The sequence below is a fragment of the Robbsia andropogonis genome (assembly GCF_034047095.1).
Classification (GTDB): domain Bacteria; phylum Pseudomonadota; class Gammaproteobacteria; order Burkholderiales; family Burkholderiaceae; genus Robbsia; species Robbsia andropogonis.
Genome location: NZ_CP139164.1, coordinates 752,959 through 767,468 on the forward strand (window position 1 = coordinate 752,959; position 14,510 = coordinate 767,468).

At 61.6% G+C, this 14,510-nt stretch carries 14 protein-coding genes; 2 read left to right on the plus strand and 12 right to left on the minus strand.

The annotated features are described in order from the left end of the window. Nucleotides 1-87: 87 nt before the first annotated feature. From fliJ to fliF, 5 genes are read right to left on the minus strand one after another with little or no spacing between them, the layout of a single operon-like run. Entirely contained in the window at nt 88-537 is a 450-nt protein-coding gene (gene fliJ / locus SJQ66_RS03205; protein WP_024904065.1) for a flagellar export protein FliJ, read from the minus strand. Further along, nucleotides 534-1,988 (minus strand): flagellar protein export ATPase FliI, encoded by a 1,455-nt coding sequence (fliI, locus tag SJQ66_RS03210; protein ID WP_279612247.1) that lies wholly within the window; start codon nt 1,986-1,988, stop codon nt 534-536. Before fliI ends, fliJ begins: the two co-directional genes overlap by 4 nt. Then, nucleotides 1,985-2,632, minus strand: coding sequence for a flagellar assembly protein FliH (gene fliH / locus SJQ66_RS03215; protein WP_024904068.1), 648 nt, complete (start codon nt 2,630-2,632; stop codon nt 1,985-1,987). The genes fliI and fliH overlap by 4 nt, the downstream gene beginning before the upstream one ends. After that, on the minus strand, nt 2,625-3,620 hold the full coding sequence (gene fliG / locus SJQ66_RS03220) for a flagellar motor switch protein FliG (RefSeq protein ID WP_024904069.1): 996 nt from the start codon (nt 3,618-3,620) through the stop codon (nt 2,625-2,627). Before fliG ends, fliH begins: the two co-directional genes overlap by 8 nt. Further along, complete coding sequence (gene fliF, locus SJQ66_RS03225) at nt 3,610-5,394, minus strand: flagellar basal-body MS-ring/collar protein FliF (RefSeq protein WP_046152510.1); 1,785 nt, start codon at nt 5,392-5,394, stop codon at nt 3,610-3,612. Before fliF ends, fliG begins: the two co-directional genes overlap by 11 nt. A gap of 518 nt (nt 5,395-5,912) precedes the next feature. On the opposite strand from fliF, the gene fliE reads away from it, so the two are divergent. After that, nucleotides 5,913-6,242, plus strand: a complete 330-nt coding sequence (fliE, locus tag SJQ66_RS03230; protein WP_036010727.1) for a flagellar hook-basal body complex protein FliE — start codon at nt 5,913-5,915, stop codon at nt 6,240-6,242. A gap of 4 nt (nt 6,243-6,246) precedes the next feature. On the opposite strand, the gene SJQ66_RS03235 is transcribed toward fliE, so the two are convergent. From SJQ66_RS03235 to fliD, 5 genes are all read right to left on the minus strand, one after another. Further along, nucleotides 6,247-6,615 (minus strand): EscU/YscU/HrcU family type III secretion system export apparatus switch protein, encoded by a 369-nt coding sequence (locus SJQ66_RS03235; RefSeq protein ID WP_046152565.1) that lies wholly within the window; start codon nt 6,613-6,615, stop codon nt 6,247-6,249. A gap of 176 nt (nt 6,616-6,791) precedes the next feature. Further along, entirely contained in the window at nt 6,792-8,183 is a 1,392-nt protein-coding gene (gene fliK / locus SJQ66_RS03240; RefSeq protein WP_162199045.1) for a flagellar hook-length control protein FliK, read from the minus strand. A gap of 92 nt (nt 8,184-8,275) precedes the next feature. After that, on the minus strand, nt 8,276-8,611 hold the full coding sequence (locus SJQ66_RS03245) for a flagellar protein FliT (protein ID WP_024904076.1): 336 nt from the start codon (nt 8,609-8,611) through the stop codon (nt 8,276-8,278). Between the two features lies 1 nt (nt 8,612). Then, complete coding sequence (gene fliS, locus SJQ66_RS03250) at nt 8,613-9,059, minus strand: flagellar export chaperone FliS (protein ID WP_024904077.1); 447 nt, start codon at nt 9,057-9,059, stop codon at nt 8,613-8,615. A gap of 299 nt (nt 9,060-9,358) precedes the next feature. Then, a complete protein-coding gene (gene fliD / locus SJQ66_RS03255; RefSeq protein WP_320533831.1) occupies nt 9,359-11,416 on the minus strand; it encodes a flagellar filament capping protein FliD in 2,058 nt (685 codons plus the stop codon). On the opposite strand from fliD, the gene SJQ66_RS03260 reads away from it, so the two are divergent. Then, nucleotides 11,415-11,789 (plus strand): hypothetical protein, encoded by a 375-nt coding sequence (locus SJQ66_RS03260; RefSeq protein ID WP_052738207.1) that lies wholly within the window; start codon nt 11,415-11,417, stop codon nt 11,787-11,789. The genes fliD and SJQ66_RS03260 overlap by 2 nt on opposite strands. Here the strand turns inward: SJQ66_RS03260 and SJQ66_RS03265 are convergent. Together SJQ66_RS03265 and SJQ66_RS03270 are read right to left on the minus strand one after the other, a co-directional pair. Continuing rightward, nucleotides 11,779-13,242 carry a flagellin N-terminal helical domain-containing protein gene (locus tag SJQ66_RS03265; RefSeq protein ID WP_024904079.1) on the minus strand — a complete coding sequence of 488 codons (1,464 nt, stop codon included), beginning with the start codon at nt 13,240-13,242 and terminating at the stop codon, nt 11,779-11,781. The genes SJQ66_RS03260 and SJQ66_RS03265 overlap by 11 nt on opposite strands. Before the next feature lie 569 nt (nt 13,243-13,811). Next, nucleotides 13,812-14,471: a response regulator gene (locus SJQ66_RS03270; protein WP_024904080.1), complete on the minus strand. Its 660-nt coding sequence runs from the start codon at nt 14,469-14,471 to the stop codon at nt 13,812-13,814. Between the last annotated feature and the right edge of the window lie 39 nt (nt 14,472-14,510).

A 14,510-nucleotide genomic window follows, 5' to 3' on the forward strand; every position in this document is an offset into this window, starting at 1 on the left:
ACAGAATCAATCGGTTAAATGAAATAACGGTACAAGTTTGCTACTGCCACTCCCTGTCGAACGCCGCCTTGGCGGAACGTCCGACACTTAGAAGCCGCGCTGCATCTCGCGTGCGCGGCGGGCAGCGAATTCATCGGTCATACGTTGTTCGTAACGGGCGGTGCGTTGTTCTTGCGCCTGCCGCGCCCGGGTTTCCAGCGTTTCGAACGAGCTGAGCTTCTGTTTCTTTTGCTGCCATAGGAGACGGGCGACTTCGATCTTCCGATCAAGCATCTCCACCTGCGTTTGCTGCTGATCGATGGCCGTCCCCAATGTTCCAAGAAAGGCCTGGTAATTCCGGCGCTGCCCCATCGTCATGCCATCACGGGCGGCTTGCGCGAGTTGCTGCTCGTATTCGACGCGATAGCCGTCGAGGTTCTTACGCTTGCCAAACATGTCGTCTCGCTGCCTTTGCAATGCGCCCAGGGCCTGCGCGGCTGCGTCCACTTCCTGCTGCGCGAGGTCGATCAGCGTGGTGAAGGGCAGGGCTTGCTTCATGACAGCAGCATGTCCAGTTGGGCAACCGCTTCGGGATGATCGCAGCGTTCCCGCACACGTTGCTGCAAGAATGCTTCCATCCGCGGATACAGCGAAATCGCACGATCAAGCATTGGATCGCGCCCGCTTTGATAGGCACCCACATTGATCAGGTCACGGTTGCGCTGGTAGCGCGACAGCATCTGCTTGAACTTGCGTACCTTGTCGAATTCGTCTTCACCGACCAACGCATTCATCACGCGGCTGATCGATTGCTCGATATCGATTGCCGGATAATGCCCAGACTCGGCTAGCGTGCGCGACAACACGATATGGCCGTCCAGAATAGCCCGTGCCGAGTCGGCAATGGGGTCCTGCTGATCGTCGCCTTCCGTCAGGACGGTATAGAAGGCGGTGATCGACCCGCCACCCGGCGGCCCGTTGCCGGTGCGCTCGACCAGCGCTGGCAGCTTCGCGAAAACCGATGGCGGATAGCCTTTCGTCGCAGGGGCCTCGCCGATCGACAACGCAATCTCCCGCTGCGCCATGGCATAGCGCGTGAGCGAGTCCATGATCAGCAACACATCCAGCCCCTGGTCACGAAAGTACTCGGCAAGCGACGTGGCATAGGCGGCGCCCTGCAGGCGCAGCAGCGGCGATACATCGGCGGGGGCCGCCACGACTACCGCGCGCGCCAGACCGTCTTCACCCAGGATTTCCTCGATGAATTCCTTGACTTCACGGCCCCGTTCGCCAATCAAACCGACGACGATCACCTGTGCGCTGGTGAAGCGGGCCATCATGCCCAACAGCATCGACTTACCAACACCGGAGCCGGCGAACAGGCCCATCCGTTGTCCGCGACCCACGGTCAGGAGCGAATTGATCGCGCGCACGCCCACATCGAGCACTTCATGAATCGGCTCGCGTTGCAGCGGGTTGATCACGTCGCCGGTCAACGGCGCCGACGCCTCGTTGTTCAACGGCCCCTTGTCATCCAGCACATTGCCGGCGGCGTCCACCACGCGACCCAGCATCGCCATGCCTACCGGCAGACGTTTTGCATTCAATTGCGCTCCCACCACCGGTGCGGATTCCATTGCGAACACCCGCGCCCCCGGTGTCAAGCCGGAGAGGTCGCTGGTAGGCATCAGGAACAGTCGATCACCCTGGAAACCGACGACTTCCGCTTCCGCCCGGGCGCCGGCACGCATGCCCGGCAATTCGATATAGCAGTTCGCGCCAATCGGCAGCCTCAGTCCCGTGGCTTCCAGCACCAGTCCGGCGGAGCGCACCACCTTGCCGCATGCACGCAATGGCAACGCTTCCGCGCTACGCGATTGCGCGGCTTCGAGCGACATCCGCCAGCGTGTCAGATGGCCCTCGCGATGCGAGGCCAACAACGTGGCGGCCGACGCCGGAATAGCCGCCTTGGCCAGCGCTTGCGGGGTGGGCATCCGAGCCGGCTTCATCGACCGTTCTCCGACCATTGCTGTTCACGACCGAGCGATGCGGCCACGCGCGCCCAGCGGGTGGCCAGCGTCGCGTCGATCTCGCCGCTGACGGCCTTGGCACGGCAGCCACCGCGTTCGATGGCCGAATCCGCCCGCACCGACCATCCCGCCGCGGCCAGGTCGCCGGCCAGATAGGCATCGATCAATGGTTGATCGGCCGGATTGACCAATAACACCGGCGCACCTACCAGTGGTGGGTCGGCGCTCAATACTTCACGCACGGCACCGAGCATGGCGGTGGGGTCCAGGTCCACCGTTTGGCGCAGGACGCTCTTGGCCACGTCCAGCGCCAACGTCAGCAACGATTCCGACATCTGTTCGTCCAGCGTCTCAATCGCGCTGGAGAAAGCGGCGACCAAGCCGGCCAGTTGCGCGGCGTGGGCACGTGCATCGGACAAGCCTTGTTCGAAGCCTTCGCTGCGACCTGCCTCGAAGCCGGCGACATGGCCTTCTTCGTGACCGGCGGCATACCCTTCGAGCCGCGCGGCGGCACGGGGCGCCTCGAGGGGGTCCTCGATAGGCTCCGGCACCGGGTCGAACGATGCCATCTCCCAGCGCTGATACGCGCTTAGACGTTCCTTGGGAATAAGTCCGTCAGACATAGGCTTCGTCGGCCTTGCCGCCCAGCATGATCACGCCCGAATCGGCCAGGCGTTTCACGGTTTGCAGAACACGTTTCTGCTCGGCTTCCACGTCCGACACTCGGACCGGACCACGTGTCTCGAAATCTTCGCGGAACAGGTCTGCCGCCCGTTGCGACATGTTGCGCAGGAATTTCTCGCGCAACTCGGTGGGGGCACCTTTCAACGCGACGATCAACGCCTCGGACTCCACTTCCTTCAGGATCGATTGGATGCCGCGATCGTCCACTTCCAGCAGGTTTTCGAACAGGAACATCTGATCGACGATCTTCTGCGCCAGATCCGCGTCGTACTTCTTGACGTTCTCGATCACCGATTCCTCGTTGACGCCACCCATGAAGTTCAGGATTTCCGCAGCGGTTTTCGCCCCGCCCAACGGGCTGCGCTTGATGTTCTCGCTGCCCGACAGCAACTTCGTCAACACATCGTTCAGTTCGCGCAACGCCTGCGGCTGAATACCATCGAGCGTGGCGATCCGGAGCACCACGTCATTACGCAGGCGCTCGGTGAAGCATTCCAATACTTCCGATGCCTGGTCCCGGTCGAGGTGAACGAGGATCGTGGCGATGATTTGCGGGTGTTCATTACGAATCAATTCGGCGACCGCGGCCGAGTCCATCCATTTCAGGCCTTCGATGCCACTGGTGTCACCGCCCTCGAGTATCCGTTCGATCAGGCCCGCGGCCTTGTCGTTGCCCAGCGCCTTGGTCAGTACCGCACGGATATACGAGCCGGAGTCGAGACTCAGGGCGGTGTGCTGTTGCGCGGTTTCCACGAAGTCGCCCAACACCTTGCCGATATCCTCGCGCGACACCGCCTTGAGCGCGGCCATGGCGGCGCCCAGGCGCTGTACTTCGCGCGGGGCGAGGAAGCGGAAGACCTCGGCGGCCTCGTCCTCGCCCAACGACATCAGCAGTACGGCGCTACGTTGAAGTCCTTCAGCGTTCATCGCTTATCCAGCTCTTGACCACGGTTGCCACCACCTTCGGATCGGAGCGCGCGATCTGGCGGGCAAACTCCAGGTCACGTTCATATGCATGGACACTACTGTTCTGCTCGATCGCCACACGGGCGTCCGGATCGCCGGTGGTCACATCGGCGGTCAATGCCGCGGCGCCGTCGGCACCGCCGCCACCTTCGAGCGCGGCGGCAGCCGATGTCGGCGGCGGTTCCGGACGGAACAGCTTGCGCATCGACGGACGCAACACCCCGAAGAACAGATACATCGCGACCAGGCCGCCCAACACGTACTTGCCGATGTGCAGCCCCAGGTCGATCATGCCTGGCTGCTTCCAGAGCGGCAGTGCTGCCGCCAACGGTGCATCCGAACCGTCGAACGCCGCGTTCACGACGTTGACGCTGTCGCCCCGTTTGGCATCGAAGCCCATCGCGTCCTTGACTAACGCGGTGGTCTGCGTGATCTGGTCCGCGGTGGCCGGCTGCAACGTCTTCACACCCTTCGCGTCGACCTTCTGCATGTAGTTCACGACAACCGCGGCCGACATCCGAATAATACCGCCCATCGGCTGATCCGAATGGCGAACCGTCTTGTCCAGTTCGTAATTCGTGGTCGAATCGCGACGTACACTCGTTGGACCGGCGGCATTTGCCTGATTCGTGGCGGTGGTGACCGCACTGGCGCCTTGCGCACCGGCGCCGTTCGGGCCGGCATTCGTGATGGGCGTGGTCGGGTTTGCCGGTGGTTCATTCGACAACGCGCCGGGAACGCCACCGCTGTTCGCGCCATTGCTGCTGTCTGACGACATGGTCGTCTGCTGACTGCGGATGGACGCATCCGATGCCGGGTTTGGACGATATGTTTCAGACGTTTGTTCGCTTTGCGCGAAATCGATGTCGGCGCTGACCTGCGCGTGGACGTTGCCTGCACCGTATATCGGCGCCAGGATGGCTTCGATCCGTTGCCGGGCGTTGTCCTGGATCTGCTGTACATACTTTAGTTGGCGCGCATCCAGACCTTGTGCGGACTGCGAGCCGGTCAGCAGGTTGCCGTTCTGATCAACGACCGTGATGTTCGCCGTCGGCATGTCCGGTACCGCGGAGGACACCAGATGAACGATCGCGCTCGCTTGCGCATCGCTCAGCGCGCGACCGGGATACAAATTCAACAACACCGATGCGGATGGCTTTTGCTGGTCGCGAACGAACACGGACTGCTTCGGCATGGCTAAATGCACACGCGCGCTCTGGATCGCGGAAATGGCTCCGATCGTCCTTTCGAGTTCGCCTTCCAGCGAGCGTTGGTAATTGACCTGCTCGACGAATTGGCTGATCCCGAACTTCTCGTTGTCCATCAGCTCGAAGCCGACCGAGCCTCCCTTCGGCAGACCTTGTTGCGCGAGACGCAGTCGCACGTCATGCACCGAGTCCGACGGCACCAGAATGGCGCCGCCGCCTTCGGCAAATTTGTAGGGGACCTGCATTTGCTGCAGTGATTGGATGATCGCACCGCCGTCCCGATCCGACAGATTGCTGAACAACACGCGGTAGTCCGGGGTGCGCATCCACATATACAGCGCCGCCAGCATCGCGACCGCGAACGCTGCCGAGATGATCAACGGGATCTTCGGATTCGCGCGCAGGCGGTCGATCAGCGGTTGCTGCACCGGCTGAACGTCCACGGTCTGACCCGGACGTACCGGAGCAGTCACGGCCGTGGCTTGCGGCATGGCACCCGCTCCGGCGGCGACAGGCGGCGTGCTCATCGCGCGAACGCGCCGGCTTCAAACGCCGTGCTGCGGTAGTGGAGATCAAGTTGCAAGGCCATGGATGACGGTCGGGGCAAGCACTACGGGTTCATGGTCCGGGCCTATGACGTGTGCTGCACGCCGCTGTGCGGCATCATGCGTCCGGAGCCCATACTTTGCCGTGTCAGTCCGATTGCGAGGATGGCGGGAACGTCGCGCCACGCTTGTCGGACCGATTTCGACATGGAGCAGATTATGGCCGGGGGGTACAACGGCCCATCAGTCGATAAGCGGGGGTTTTGGGTCTTAATTGTCCGGTTCGCAGGCCCGATGCAACAGGTAAGATGCCGGTCATTGGTGGAAAAGGCGGTCCAGGACGTCGTGTGAATCTGGGCGGGACCACCTGACCGGGTCACATGGCACGGCGAACGAATGAGGGAGCGACGGCGATGGCGGCACCACTGACGGGACTGAACGGCGTGACGGGAGGCCTTTATGGTAGTGGCGGCGTGGGCGGCACGCGCGGTGGCGCGGCCATGGCCGACCAACTCGGGCAGTTACGCTCCATGGCGAACCAGGCGGCCGGCAAGGCCTCGCTGGACGGTGCGGCGGGCATCGGCGCGGGCGCGCCGTCGGTGGAGGGTGGCAGCTTTGCCACAGCCCTGCAATCGGCGTTGCAAAAGGTGAGCACCGACCAGACCAAGGCGGTGAATCAGGCGCATGCTTTCGAGACCGGTGCCAGCGACGCGAGCCTGAGCGATGTCATGATCGACATGCAAAAAGCCAATATCCAGTTCCAGGAAGCAGTGCAGGTCCGCAACAAACTGGTGGCCGCGTACAACGATGTCATGCAGATGCAGGTCTAGCCGATCACCGGGCCGCGGGGGTAAAGGTTTGCCCTCGGTGTCCCGGTGCGGCTTTGATGTCCCCACCGCTTGCCGACTCCAATCGGTATAACCAAGACAGCAGTTCGGCAATGGCTTGATAGAGCGCGGGCGGAATCTCCCGATCCAATGCCACATTCATCAACATCGATACCATTTCCGGCGCTTGGTGAACGTACAGTCCTTCCGCCCTGGCACGTGCGATGATCGTGTCTGCGATCAAGCCATATCCTTTCGCGACAACGCGTGGCGCACCGGTGCCGCCGCGATCATAGGACAACGCGACCGCGCTGCGCCGTGGGTCGGGGCCATCCGCCGCCGCGACGTAGGCCGGGGCGTCCGTGTCCGACGGCAAACCGGCGGGACCATATTCCGCCGGACCGGTGGGCGAGGATTGCAGTGGGGCCGGCCGCCCCAATCGTGTGGTTTCGCTGCGGACCTGATAATCGGTGTCGATCGCCTCCGTCGGGCGCTTTACCGCACGCGGCTCGCTACCACCGTCCGCCGTCCAGGGCGTGGCTTTGGGGTCGGTCATGATGCCTTGTCTCCAGCCTGGTCGGGTGTCTCGCTCGTGCCATGCGGCGCTTGCAGCTCGCGTATCGCAAAGCCTTTCAGTTCCAGGCCGGTGCCGGCGATTCTTTCTCGAAAATGATCGCTGTCGTGCAGCAACGCAGCCGCGCAGTCGGGCGCCGCCTTCAATCGCGTGATCAGGCGATCGCCCGTCAGTTGCAGCTCCGCGTCGACAGGGCCCAGATGTGGCAGGTCAAGCGTGATATGCATCCGCCACGACGGTTCGGTCTGTCCGTCATGGTTGGCCTGCGCGCCTGGTTCTTCACGACGTTCGATTTCCCACGCCATCTGCGTTCCAGGCCAGGCTTCGCCAGTCCATCGTAATGTTGGATTCTGCAGCAATTCCATTTGCTGCCGTACCGTCGGCAGCGCGTCCGGATGGATGGCATGGGCGAGCGCGTTTGGCATGCCGTTGACGTCAAGCGCATTCGGATCGAGTCCGGTAGCGCTGTGCGCTCCCGCGATGCCTGCGGGATGGGGATGACCGGCGGTGCCTGTCGCGGCCGGCGCGGACGGGTTCGAGAACGGCGACAGGTGCGACAGCGCTTCAAGCAGTGGCGATGCCATGCCGGCGAGGCCACCTTGTGTGTGTCCGCTTGCATTATTGGCCCCGGCCCCCCCGTTTGCGGGGTTATTGCCATGCGATGCGCCGCCATTGCCGCTGGTGTTCGCATTGCCGTTCAACGTGTTTTGCAATACATCGGCAACGCGGGAGAACCAATCGCCGGCCGGCGCAGGGTTGTTGCCGGCGAGTGCGCCGGGATTCGATTGAAAGGCCGTCAACGCATTGGCGATCAAGGTGTCGTGCGCGGGTAACGCCTCGTGCGCAACATCGGGTCCGGGTGGCGCCAACGAGGCGAGCCGCGCCTGGGGTTCGCGCTCGATCGCCGCAAGCGGCCGTTGCCCGCTTGCCCATTGCGCAAGGTGGGATTCGTAGAAAAGACCGCTGTTTTCCAGCGATTGCACTAGTGCCTTCGCCAGCAAGGATGTGAACTGACTGCCTACGACCGGCAGTTCGCCCGTCTGCGTGGTCATGCTGGCGGGCGGTACGGGGCAGAGTGGCTTGTCAGACAGGATCAGCGGTTCTTCGCTCGGCATCTTGGCCAGCGCATCCAGGACGCGCGCATCGCTGCTGACGGTGGCGTAGGTTGACGCCACCGGGGCTGGCGCCGGGGGGAGCCGCACGGCACCTTGCATCGATGGGCCACCGGTGGCGACGCCGGTCTGCTGCTGCGCGACGGAACCCGCGCCTGTCCCGGCGGTGCGGGTACTCAAACTGCCCGCCGCACCCGTTGTCATAGGGTCGACGCGAAGCGGGACCGGGTTTTGTCCGATACGATCGATCGCGTTCATCGTCTGGTTCACCAGCGCCATGACAGCGCATTTTGAAGGAGGCCCTGGCCCCTCGGGAATGTCCCGCCCAGCATTGAACGAGGGGGGTGCGGTTACTCGGCCACGCGACCGTATGCACCCTGCAGCGCACGTGCCTGGCGACCGCTGGCCAGCAACGCCGAGAGGCGCGCCAGCCGCGGTTCGAGGCGATCACGGATGCGGGCGTCGTCATCCAGGATACGACGAATCAAATCGAATTTGCGGGCCCGCTGCTGCGGATCCAGCGGTGCTTGCGCATCATTCGCTTCCAACATATCGACCAGCCGCGAGTACTCTTCCTGCATGGTCAGCAGGTCGTCCCAATTTTCCGAGGATGCCGCATCGCGCATTTCTCGCGTCACGCGTGCAATTTCCTCGTAATGCTCGATCAACTGGTCAAAACCGTGCATCTCAAACTCCTACGGCCTGTGCGACCGCCTGTCCATTCATCTGCGGCGACGGCATGGCATCCAACGGTGCCTTGCGCCATACGTCTTCAAGCGCCGCTAACATCTGATCCACTTCCGTCAGCAGCAATTCGTCATTCTGAAGATTCGCCTGGGTCAATCGAGACAGCATCGCGTCGTAATGACCTGCCAGCCGAACCGCCAGATCCCCGCCACGCTCCATGTCCAACCCGTCCTTCAACCCGCCGCCGATGATCTTGACGGCCTTGTTGATGGCCACGCCTTTCTCCGCCATCCGGCCCGCGCGAATATGCAGGCGGGCTTGGACGATGGCCGCGCGGCTGGCTTCAAACATCATCACCGCCAGGCGCTGCGGACTGGCGCCGAATACACCGGTCTGCGCACCCACGCGGGCATAAGCATTGGCACCGAACTGGCTCGTGGAAAACATGCTGCGTTTCTCCTTCAGAATCCTGGCTGTCTGAAACTGGCTTCGCGGCAGGGGATTTTCAGCGAGGAAGCGTGCATATTGCGCGCCGTTCTGCTTACTTTCCGTTGTTGCCGCCTACATTCAGGTAAACGGCCAACTGGGCCGCGACTTTACCCCTGTTTTGCAGCCGGTTTCTGTTTTGGGCACATTTTCTGCGCCCACCACGGATTCCGATGAGTCTTACAGGTGCCTCTACTGCATTACGGCAATGGTGTCCTCTTTCACCGTATGCGCCATTTTCACCGGAGCGCGACCCGCCATCAATGACTGCTGGTCCAATTGAACTGCGCATTCAACATGTTCGATGCAGTCTTCATCTTTACCGACAACTGATTCAGGCGGGTGAACTGCTGCTGGTAGTTCGACTGGACCTCGTCCAGATGTGATTGAAACTTCGTGATCTGCTTGTCGATATTGGACACTCGGCTATCGAGTGCCTTTGTCGCCGTCGACAGGGACCCCGTCATGCCGGTCACATCATTGACGAGGTTGTCCAGGCGCGCGGCAAAACCCACGGAATACGACACCGTGCCCCGTGCGCCTTTTGCCCCTCCCTGGACTTGCAGCGTCACGCCGTCTATCGGTGTGCCGGCCTGTCCGGTGAGCGTCTGACCATTGCCGGTTGCCTTGAAACCGCCCACCGTGCCGGCCACATCCATGCCGGGCGTGCCTTTGATCGTATCCTTGCCGAACAGTGCAACCGCGCCGTTCCCGCTAATGGCCACGCTCGAACTCTTGCCGTAATTCGTGGATGTCACCGTGAGCTTGCCTTCTTCGTCCGCATTGACGTTGACGCTCGCGCCGCTTGCCGTGAAACCACTATTTTCGTTGATTGCTTTCTGCAGCGCCGTGGCCAGATCCTTCGGCGTATCGTATGTCCCCTTGGCCAGGGAAATATTCTGCATGCTGCCGTTCAGCGTGACGGTGAGGTCCAGCGCGGCCTTCGCGGCGGCGCCGAGGTCGGCTTTCATTTCACCCTTGGCCTCGCCCTGGGTGGCCGCTTGCGTAATGATCACGTCGTACTTGCCGGCAGCGGCTTTCGGGCCCGCAGCCAGGAAATTCACGCCACTGTCCGACGTGGTGCCATTGCTGGCGAAAAGCGAGGCAAATGCCGGCAGGTTCCTGTTCAATGCCTCTTTCAGCTTTTGCGGGTCCAGCGCCAGCGTACCGTCTCCGTTGAACGTAATGCCGACATCGGCCATGGTGCTGTAGCCATTGCCGCCTTCCAACGAGCCGGAGACCATCCGTTGCAGCGTACCCTTGATATTCGATGCTGTGGAGTCGCCGAGCAGGGGGCCGTTTTTCGATGGGTCCGTCGAGTCGTAGTTCGTCAGCGACGACACCGAACCGATCAACTCGTTATAGTTGTCGACGAAGTTCGAAATGTTGCTCTCGATGGCGCTGGTGTCGTTGCTGACCGACAGCGTGGTCTTGCCGGGCTGCGACAAGCGGATCGTGAAGCCGTTCAACGCACCGCTGACCTTATTGGTCGGGCTCGTCAACGCGATACCGTTGACCGACACCTTGGCATCCTGCGCGGCTGTTGATTGCGACATCGCTTGCGCATCGGTCTTCGTCGGATCGAATGACAGCAGTTTGCCGACCGCATCGTCACCACTGGCGGTAATCTGCATCGCCTGCGTGGCGCCGCTTTTGTCGTTGCTCAGCACCAGGCGATACGGGTTATCGGCGCCGTCATTGACGATCGATGCGGTGACGCCCATCCGCGCGTTGTTGATCGCGTCGCGAATGCCGCCTAACGTATTGTTGCCGCTATTGATCGTGATCGTTTTTGTCGTGCCGGTCGATGGCGTGAACGTCGTGCCTTCACCGTAGTGACCTTCCGCGTCGGGCGTGCCACCAGTGGTCTGGGCCGTCGACTTGCCGTCGGCATCCTCGGTGGATTTATTCGTGCCGCCGATGGTACCGAAATTGAACGTCAACGTGGTTGGCGTACCCGATCCGATGGCGGAATTGACGCTGGCCTGTCCGGCGCTTACCATCGTCTGGGACTGGGCCAACTGCGTAACGTCGACGTTGTAGTTGCCGGGCTGTGCACCGGTGAACACATCCGCGTCCGCCACGGTCTTGTCCGTGGACGTTGCGTTCAATGTCTTGAAATTCGACGCGAGCGTCAGGTTGCTCAACGATGACTGGAATGTCGTCAGCGCGTTCTTTAATTGCGCGAAAGCCGACAATTCGGTCTTTACGCCGTCTTGCTGGCGCTGATACTGGGTCAGCGGAATGCTGGCGACCTGCATCAGGCCTGTCAGCAACGAGGAAAGCGACAGGGAGGTACCAATCCCGAGTGAAGAGATGACGGACGAAGCGTCACGCTTCTCGGCGCCTTTACTGCTTGCGCTATTGCCAGAAGACGCGTTGGTGCTGTTTCCGTTGTCGGCGTTGGACGCGGACGCACCATTACGCGAAGCGTTGCCGCTTGCGTTGTTGCCGCTGGCTCTCGCCGAAGTCGCCGCACTCGGTATGCTGCTCGGCACCGGGTTGTTGGCGTTGGAAATGGTTACCATTGCTCAGTCTGCCGCCTCCACCGTTTCGCGACAGGAGAGGGGGGGGCGAGATTCGCGGCCCATTCCTGTCGTCAAACGGCATGTGCGTTACCTGCTAGACGACGCGGCGCCCGATACCGGGCGCCGCGTCGTCGATTACCGCTTGAACCTGATTAGCCCGTGACGAGCTTCAGGATTTCTTGCGGGATTTGGTTGGCCTTGCTGACCATCGACACGCCCGCTTGTTGCAGCACGTCAGCGGTCGACAGCGCGGAGGCCACCGACGAGTAGTCCGCATCGGTGATCGTCGATTGCGCCGACGTCACGTTTTGCGTTACCGAGTTCAAGTTCGAGATGGTCGAATCGAACCGGTTCTGAATCGCACCCACGTTACCTTGCAGCGTCGACACCGTGGACAGTGCGGAGTCCAGCGATTGCAGTGCCTTCACCGCGCTGTCAGCCGTCGACAGGTCCAGCTTGGCCAGCGTGTTCGAGCCCAGTCCGATACGCGGCGCACCGCCGTCGATCGCTTGCGCGCCCGTGCCACCCAGTTGAATCTCGCTCGCAGCCGACAGCGAGATCGTGCCTTGCAGTGCTTCACCCAGGTGACGACCGCTACCGCTGTGCTCGTTGATGATGTCCTTGCCACCGGTTTGCGAGACCGTGATGTTACGGCCGTCGGTCGCCGTCATCTGCAGCGTGCCATCCTTGTTCAGCGAAGCCGACACACCGGTCTGGCCCGACACCGAGTTGATCTGGCTGACCAAATCACCTGCAGACAGACGGTTGTCGTTGGCGGTGCCGAACGTGTAGCCTTGGTCACCGAACACCTTCACGCCATTGACGGTCAGGTTGACGGAGTCACCCGCGCTGCCCTTCAGTGCGCCACCGGCTTCGCCGTTCAGCTTGAACATTTGCGTGTTCGTCGCCGTTGCAGTCAGCCCCGAGATGTTCGCGCTGTTGATCGCGGTCACGGCGGCGTACGCGCTGTTTGCGTCTTGGCCGGCGCTGTCGCCTGCGATCGCGGAACCCACTTCGTACGTCCGGCCGGCACCCACTTGGACCGTCAGGGTCTTGCCTGCCAGGCCCTGGCCCGTGATGTTGTTCGTCGCCGCGGCGGTTTGGCCGATTTGCGATGTCTTCACGCCCTGGCTCAGGTTGACCGTCGAGGTTTGGCCGGCATTCGCGCCGGTTTGGAACACAGCGGTGCCGAAGCTGCCATCCAGCAACGTCTGGCCGTTGTACTGCGTCTGCGTGGCCACCGTGTTGACCTGCGTCAGCAACTGTTGCGCTTGTTGATTCAGCGATGCACGGTCCGAAGCAGAGTACGTCGAGTTGGCGGACTGCACAGCCAGCGTACGCACTTGTTGCAGGTTCGACGTGATCTGAGACAGCGCCGAGTCGGCCGTTTGTGCCAGTGCGATACCGTCGTTCGAGTTAGCGATAGCCTGCGTGCTACCGTTGATTTGCGATTGCATCCGGCCGGAAATGGCCAGTGCAGCGGAGTTATCTGCGGCGCTGGCAACCTTCTTGCCCGAGGACAATTGGTTGATCGCATGCGAGTACGTCGACGATGCCTTGTTCAGGTTGTTTTGTGCAACCAACGAGGCCGAGTTGCTGCTGATGATCTGGGGCATGAGAGGCTCCTAATAATTCCGAAATTTGGACCGTTGGGCGGGTTTGCCACATCCGGGAGGCAGTACCGGTAACCGTTGTTTTGCCGATCAGCGCCGCCGTTGTCTTGGTTATCGGAACCCTGTTCAAAAGCTTGAGGGTTGTCGCACACATTTTTTCTTGACAACCTGAGTTCCGTCACCTTGTACCCTAGGAATACGGCTGTTTATGCCAAAACTTCAGTCTTTTTCGATAATCCTTTTTGCCCTGCCACATTGGCCTGCCAATCTCTCGCCGCCTCAAGGCACCTTTGCACTACCATATCGTGCGAGTCCGGCGCTTATAGACTAACGTTCATGCATCTGTACCGTCACTGCCGAATCATACCGAGGCGGCGCTTAGGCAATAGGGGGAATAACGGGGGAAGATCGGTCTATTTACATGACCACGCCACCCTGGCGCGGCGGCGAAATGATCAGCAGCCCATGGGGGCTCGTCGAGAGCGGAGCGGGCAACGCAGGACGCGAGTGCCGCGATGACGGATGCGGGGGCGGCGGCTGCGAATGGCTGTCCGCACCGACCGTCCGTGGTCTCAGGCGGCGTTCGTGCGGTTCGCGCCGAGATCGACCAACTGATTACGCATCACGTAATAAGTGAGTTCCGCATTGTTCGCCAGGCCTAGCTTTTCCAGCAAGCGCGCGCGATATACGCTGACCGTCTTGACCGATAACGAGAGTACGTCCGCGACGTCAGTCAAACGTTTGCCTGACCCGAGCATGCAGAGCGTCTGGTATTCCCGGTTCGACAGTTTTTCGTGTGGCATCTGCGCGGCGTCGGCCGACACATATTCGGCAAGCGCTTCAGCAAGCGACGCGCTCACGTACTTCCGGCCCGCGCAGATTTGCTGAAGCGCGGAGGTCAGTTCATGCGCGTTCGCGGTTTTCGACAGATAACCCGATGCACCGGCCTTGAGCGCCCGTACCGCGTACTGGTCTTCGCGATACATCGAAAATATCAGGACGGGCAGGGTAGGTGAATGGCGCTTGATGCGCCGGAGGACTTCAACGCCGCTCATGTCTGGCAGTGAAATATCCAGCAACACCATGGCCCAGGGGCCGCGTTCCGCCAGGGCGAGTGCTTCCGCGCCGGTGGAAGCCTCCACTGCTTCCGTAAAAAGATTGCGTGCCAACAGCAGTTGGGCAATCCCCTGTCTGATCGCGGAGTGATCGTCGATCAACAGAATCCGTGACATACCTGACTCCCCGTGGAGTGTGTGGTTTGATTCAGCTTA

Coding starts and splice junctions, on each gene's coding strand:
- fliJ (WP_024904065.1), bottom strand. CDS start 537: ATGAAGCAAGCCCTGCCCTTCACCACGCTGATCGACCTCGCGCAGCAG.
- fliI (WP_279612247.1), bottom strand. CDS start 1,988: ATGAAGCCGGCTCGGATGCCCACCCCGCAAGCGCTGGCCAAGGCGGCT.
- fliH (WP_024904068.1), bottom strand. CDS start 2,632: ATGTCTGACGGACTTATTCCCAAGGAACGTCTAAGCGCGTATCAGCGC.
- fliG (WP_024904069.1), bottom strand. CDS start 3,620: ATGAACGCTGAAGGACTTCAACGTAGCGCCGTACTGCTGATGTCGTTG.
- fliF (WP_046152510.1), bottom strand. CDS start 5,394: ATGAGCACGCCGCCTGTCGCCGCCGGAGCGGGTGCCATGCCGCAAGCC.
- fliE (WP_036010727.1), top strand. CDS start 5,913: ATGGCCGACCAACTCGGGCAGTTACGCTCCATGGCGAACCAGGCGGCC.
- fliK (WP_162199045.1), bottom strand. CDS start 8,183: ATGAACGCGATCGATCGTATCGGACAAAACCCGGTCCCGCTTCGCGTC.
- SJQ66_RS03245 (WP_024904076.1), bottom strand. CDS start 8,611: ATGCACGGTTTTGACCAGTTGATCGAGCATTACGAGGAAATTGCACGC.
- fliS (WP_024904077.1), bottom strand. CDS start 9,059: ATGTTTTCCACGAGCCAGTTCGGTGCCAATGCTTATGCCCGCGTGGGT.
- SJQ66_RS03260 (WP_052738207.1), top strand. CDS start 11,415: ATGACGGACGAAGCGTCACGCTTCTCGGCGCCTTTACTGCTTGCGCTA.
- SJQ66_RS03265 (WP_024904079.1), bottom strand. CDS start 13,242: ATGCCCCAGATCATCAGCAGCAACTCGGCCTCGTTGGTTGCACAAAAC.
- SJQ66_RS03270 (WP_024904080.1), bottom strand. CDS start 14,471: ATGTCACGGATTCTGTTGATCGACGATCACTCCGCGATCAGACAGGGG.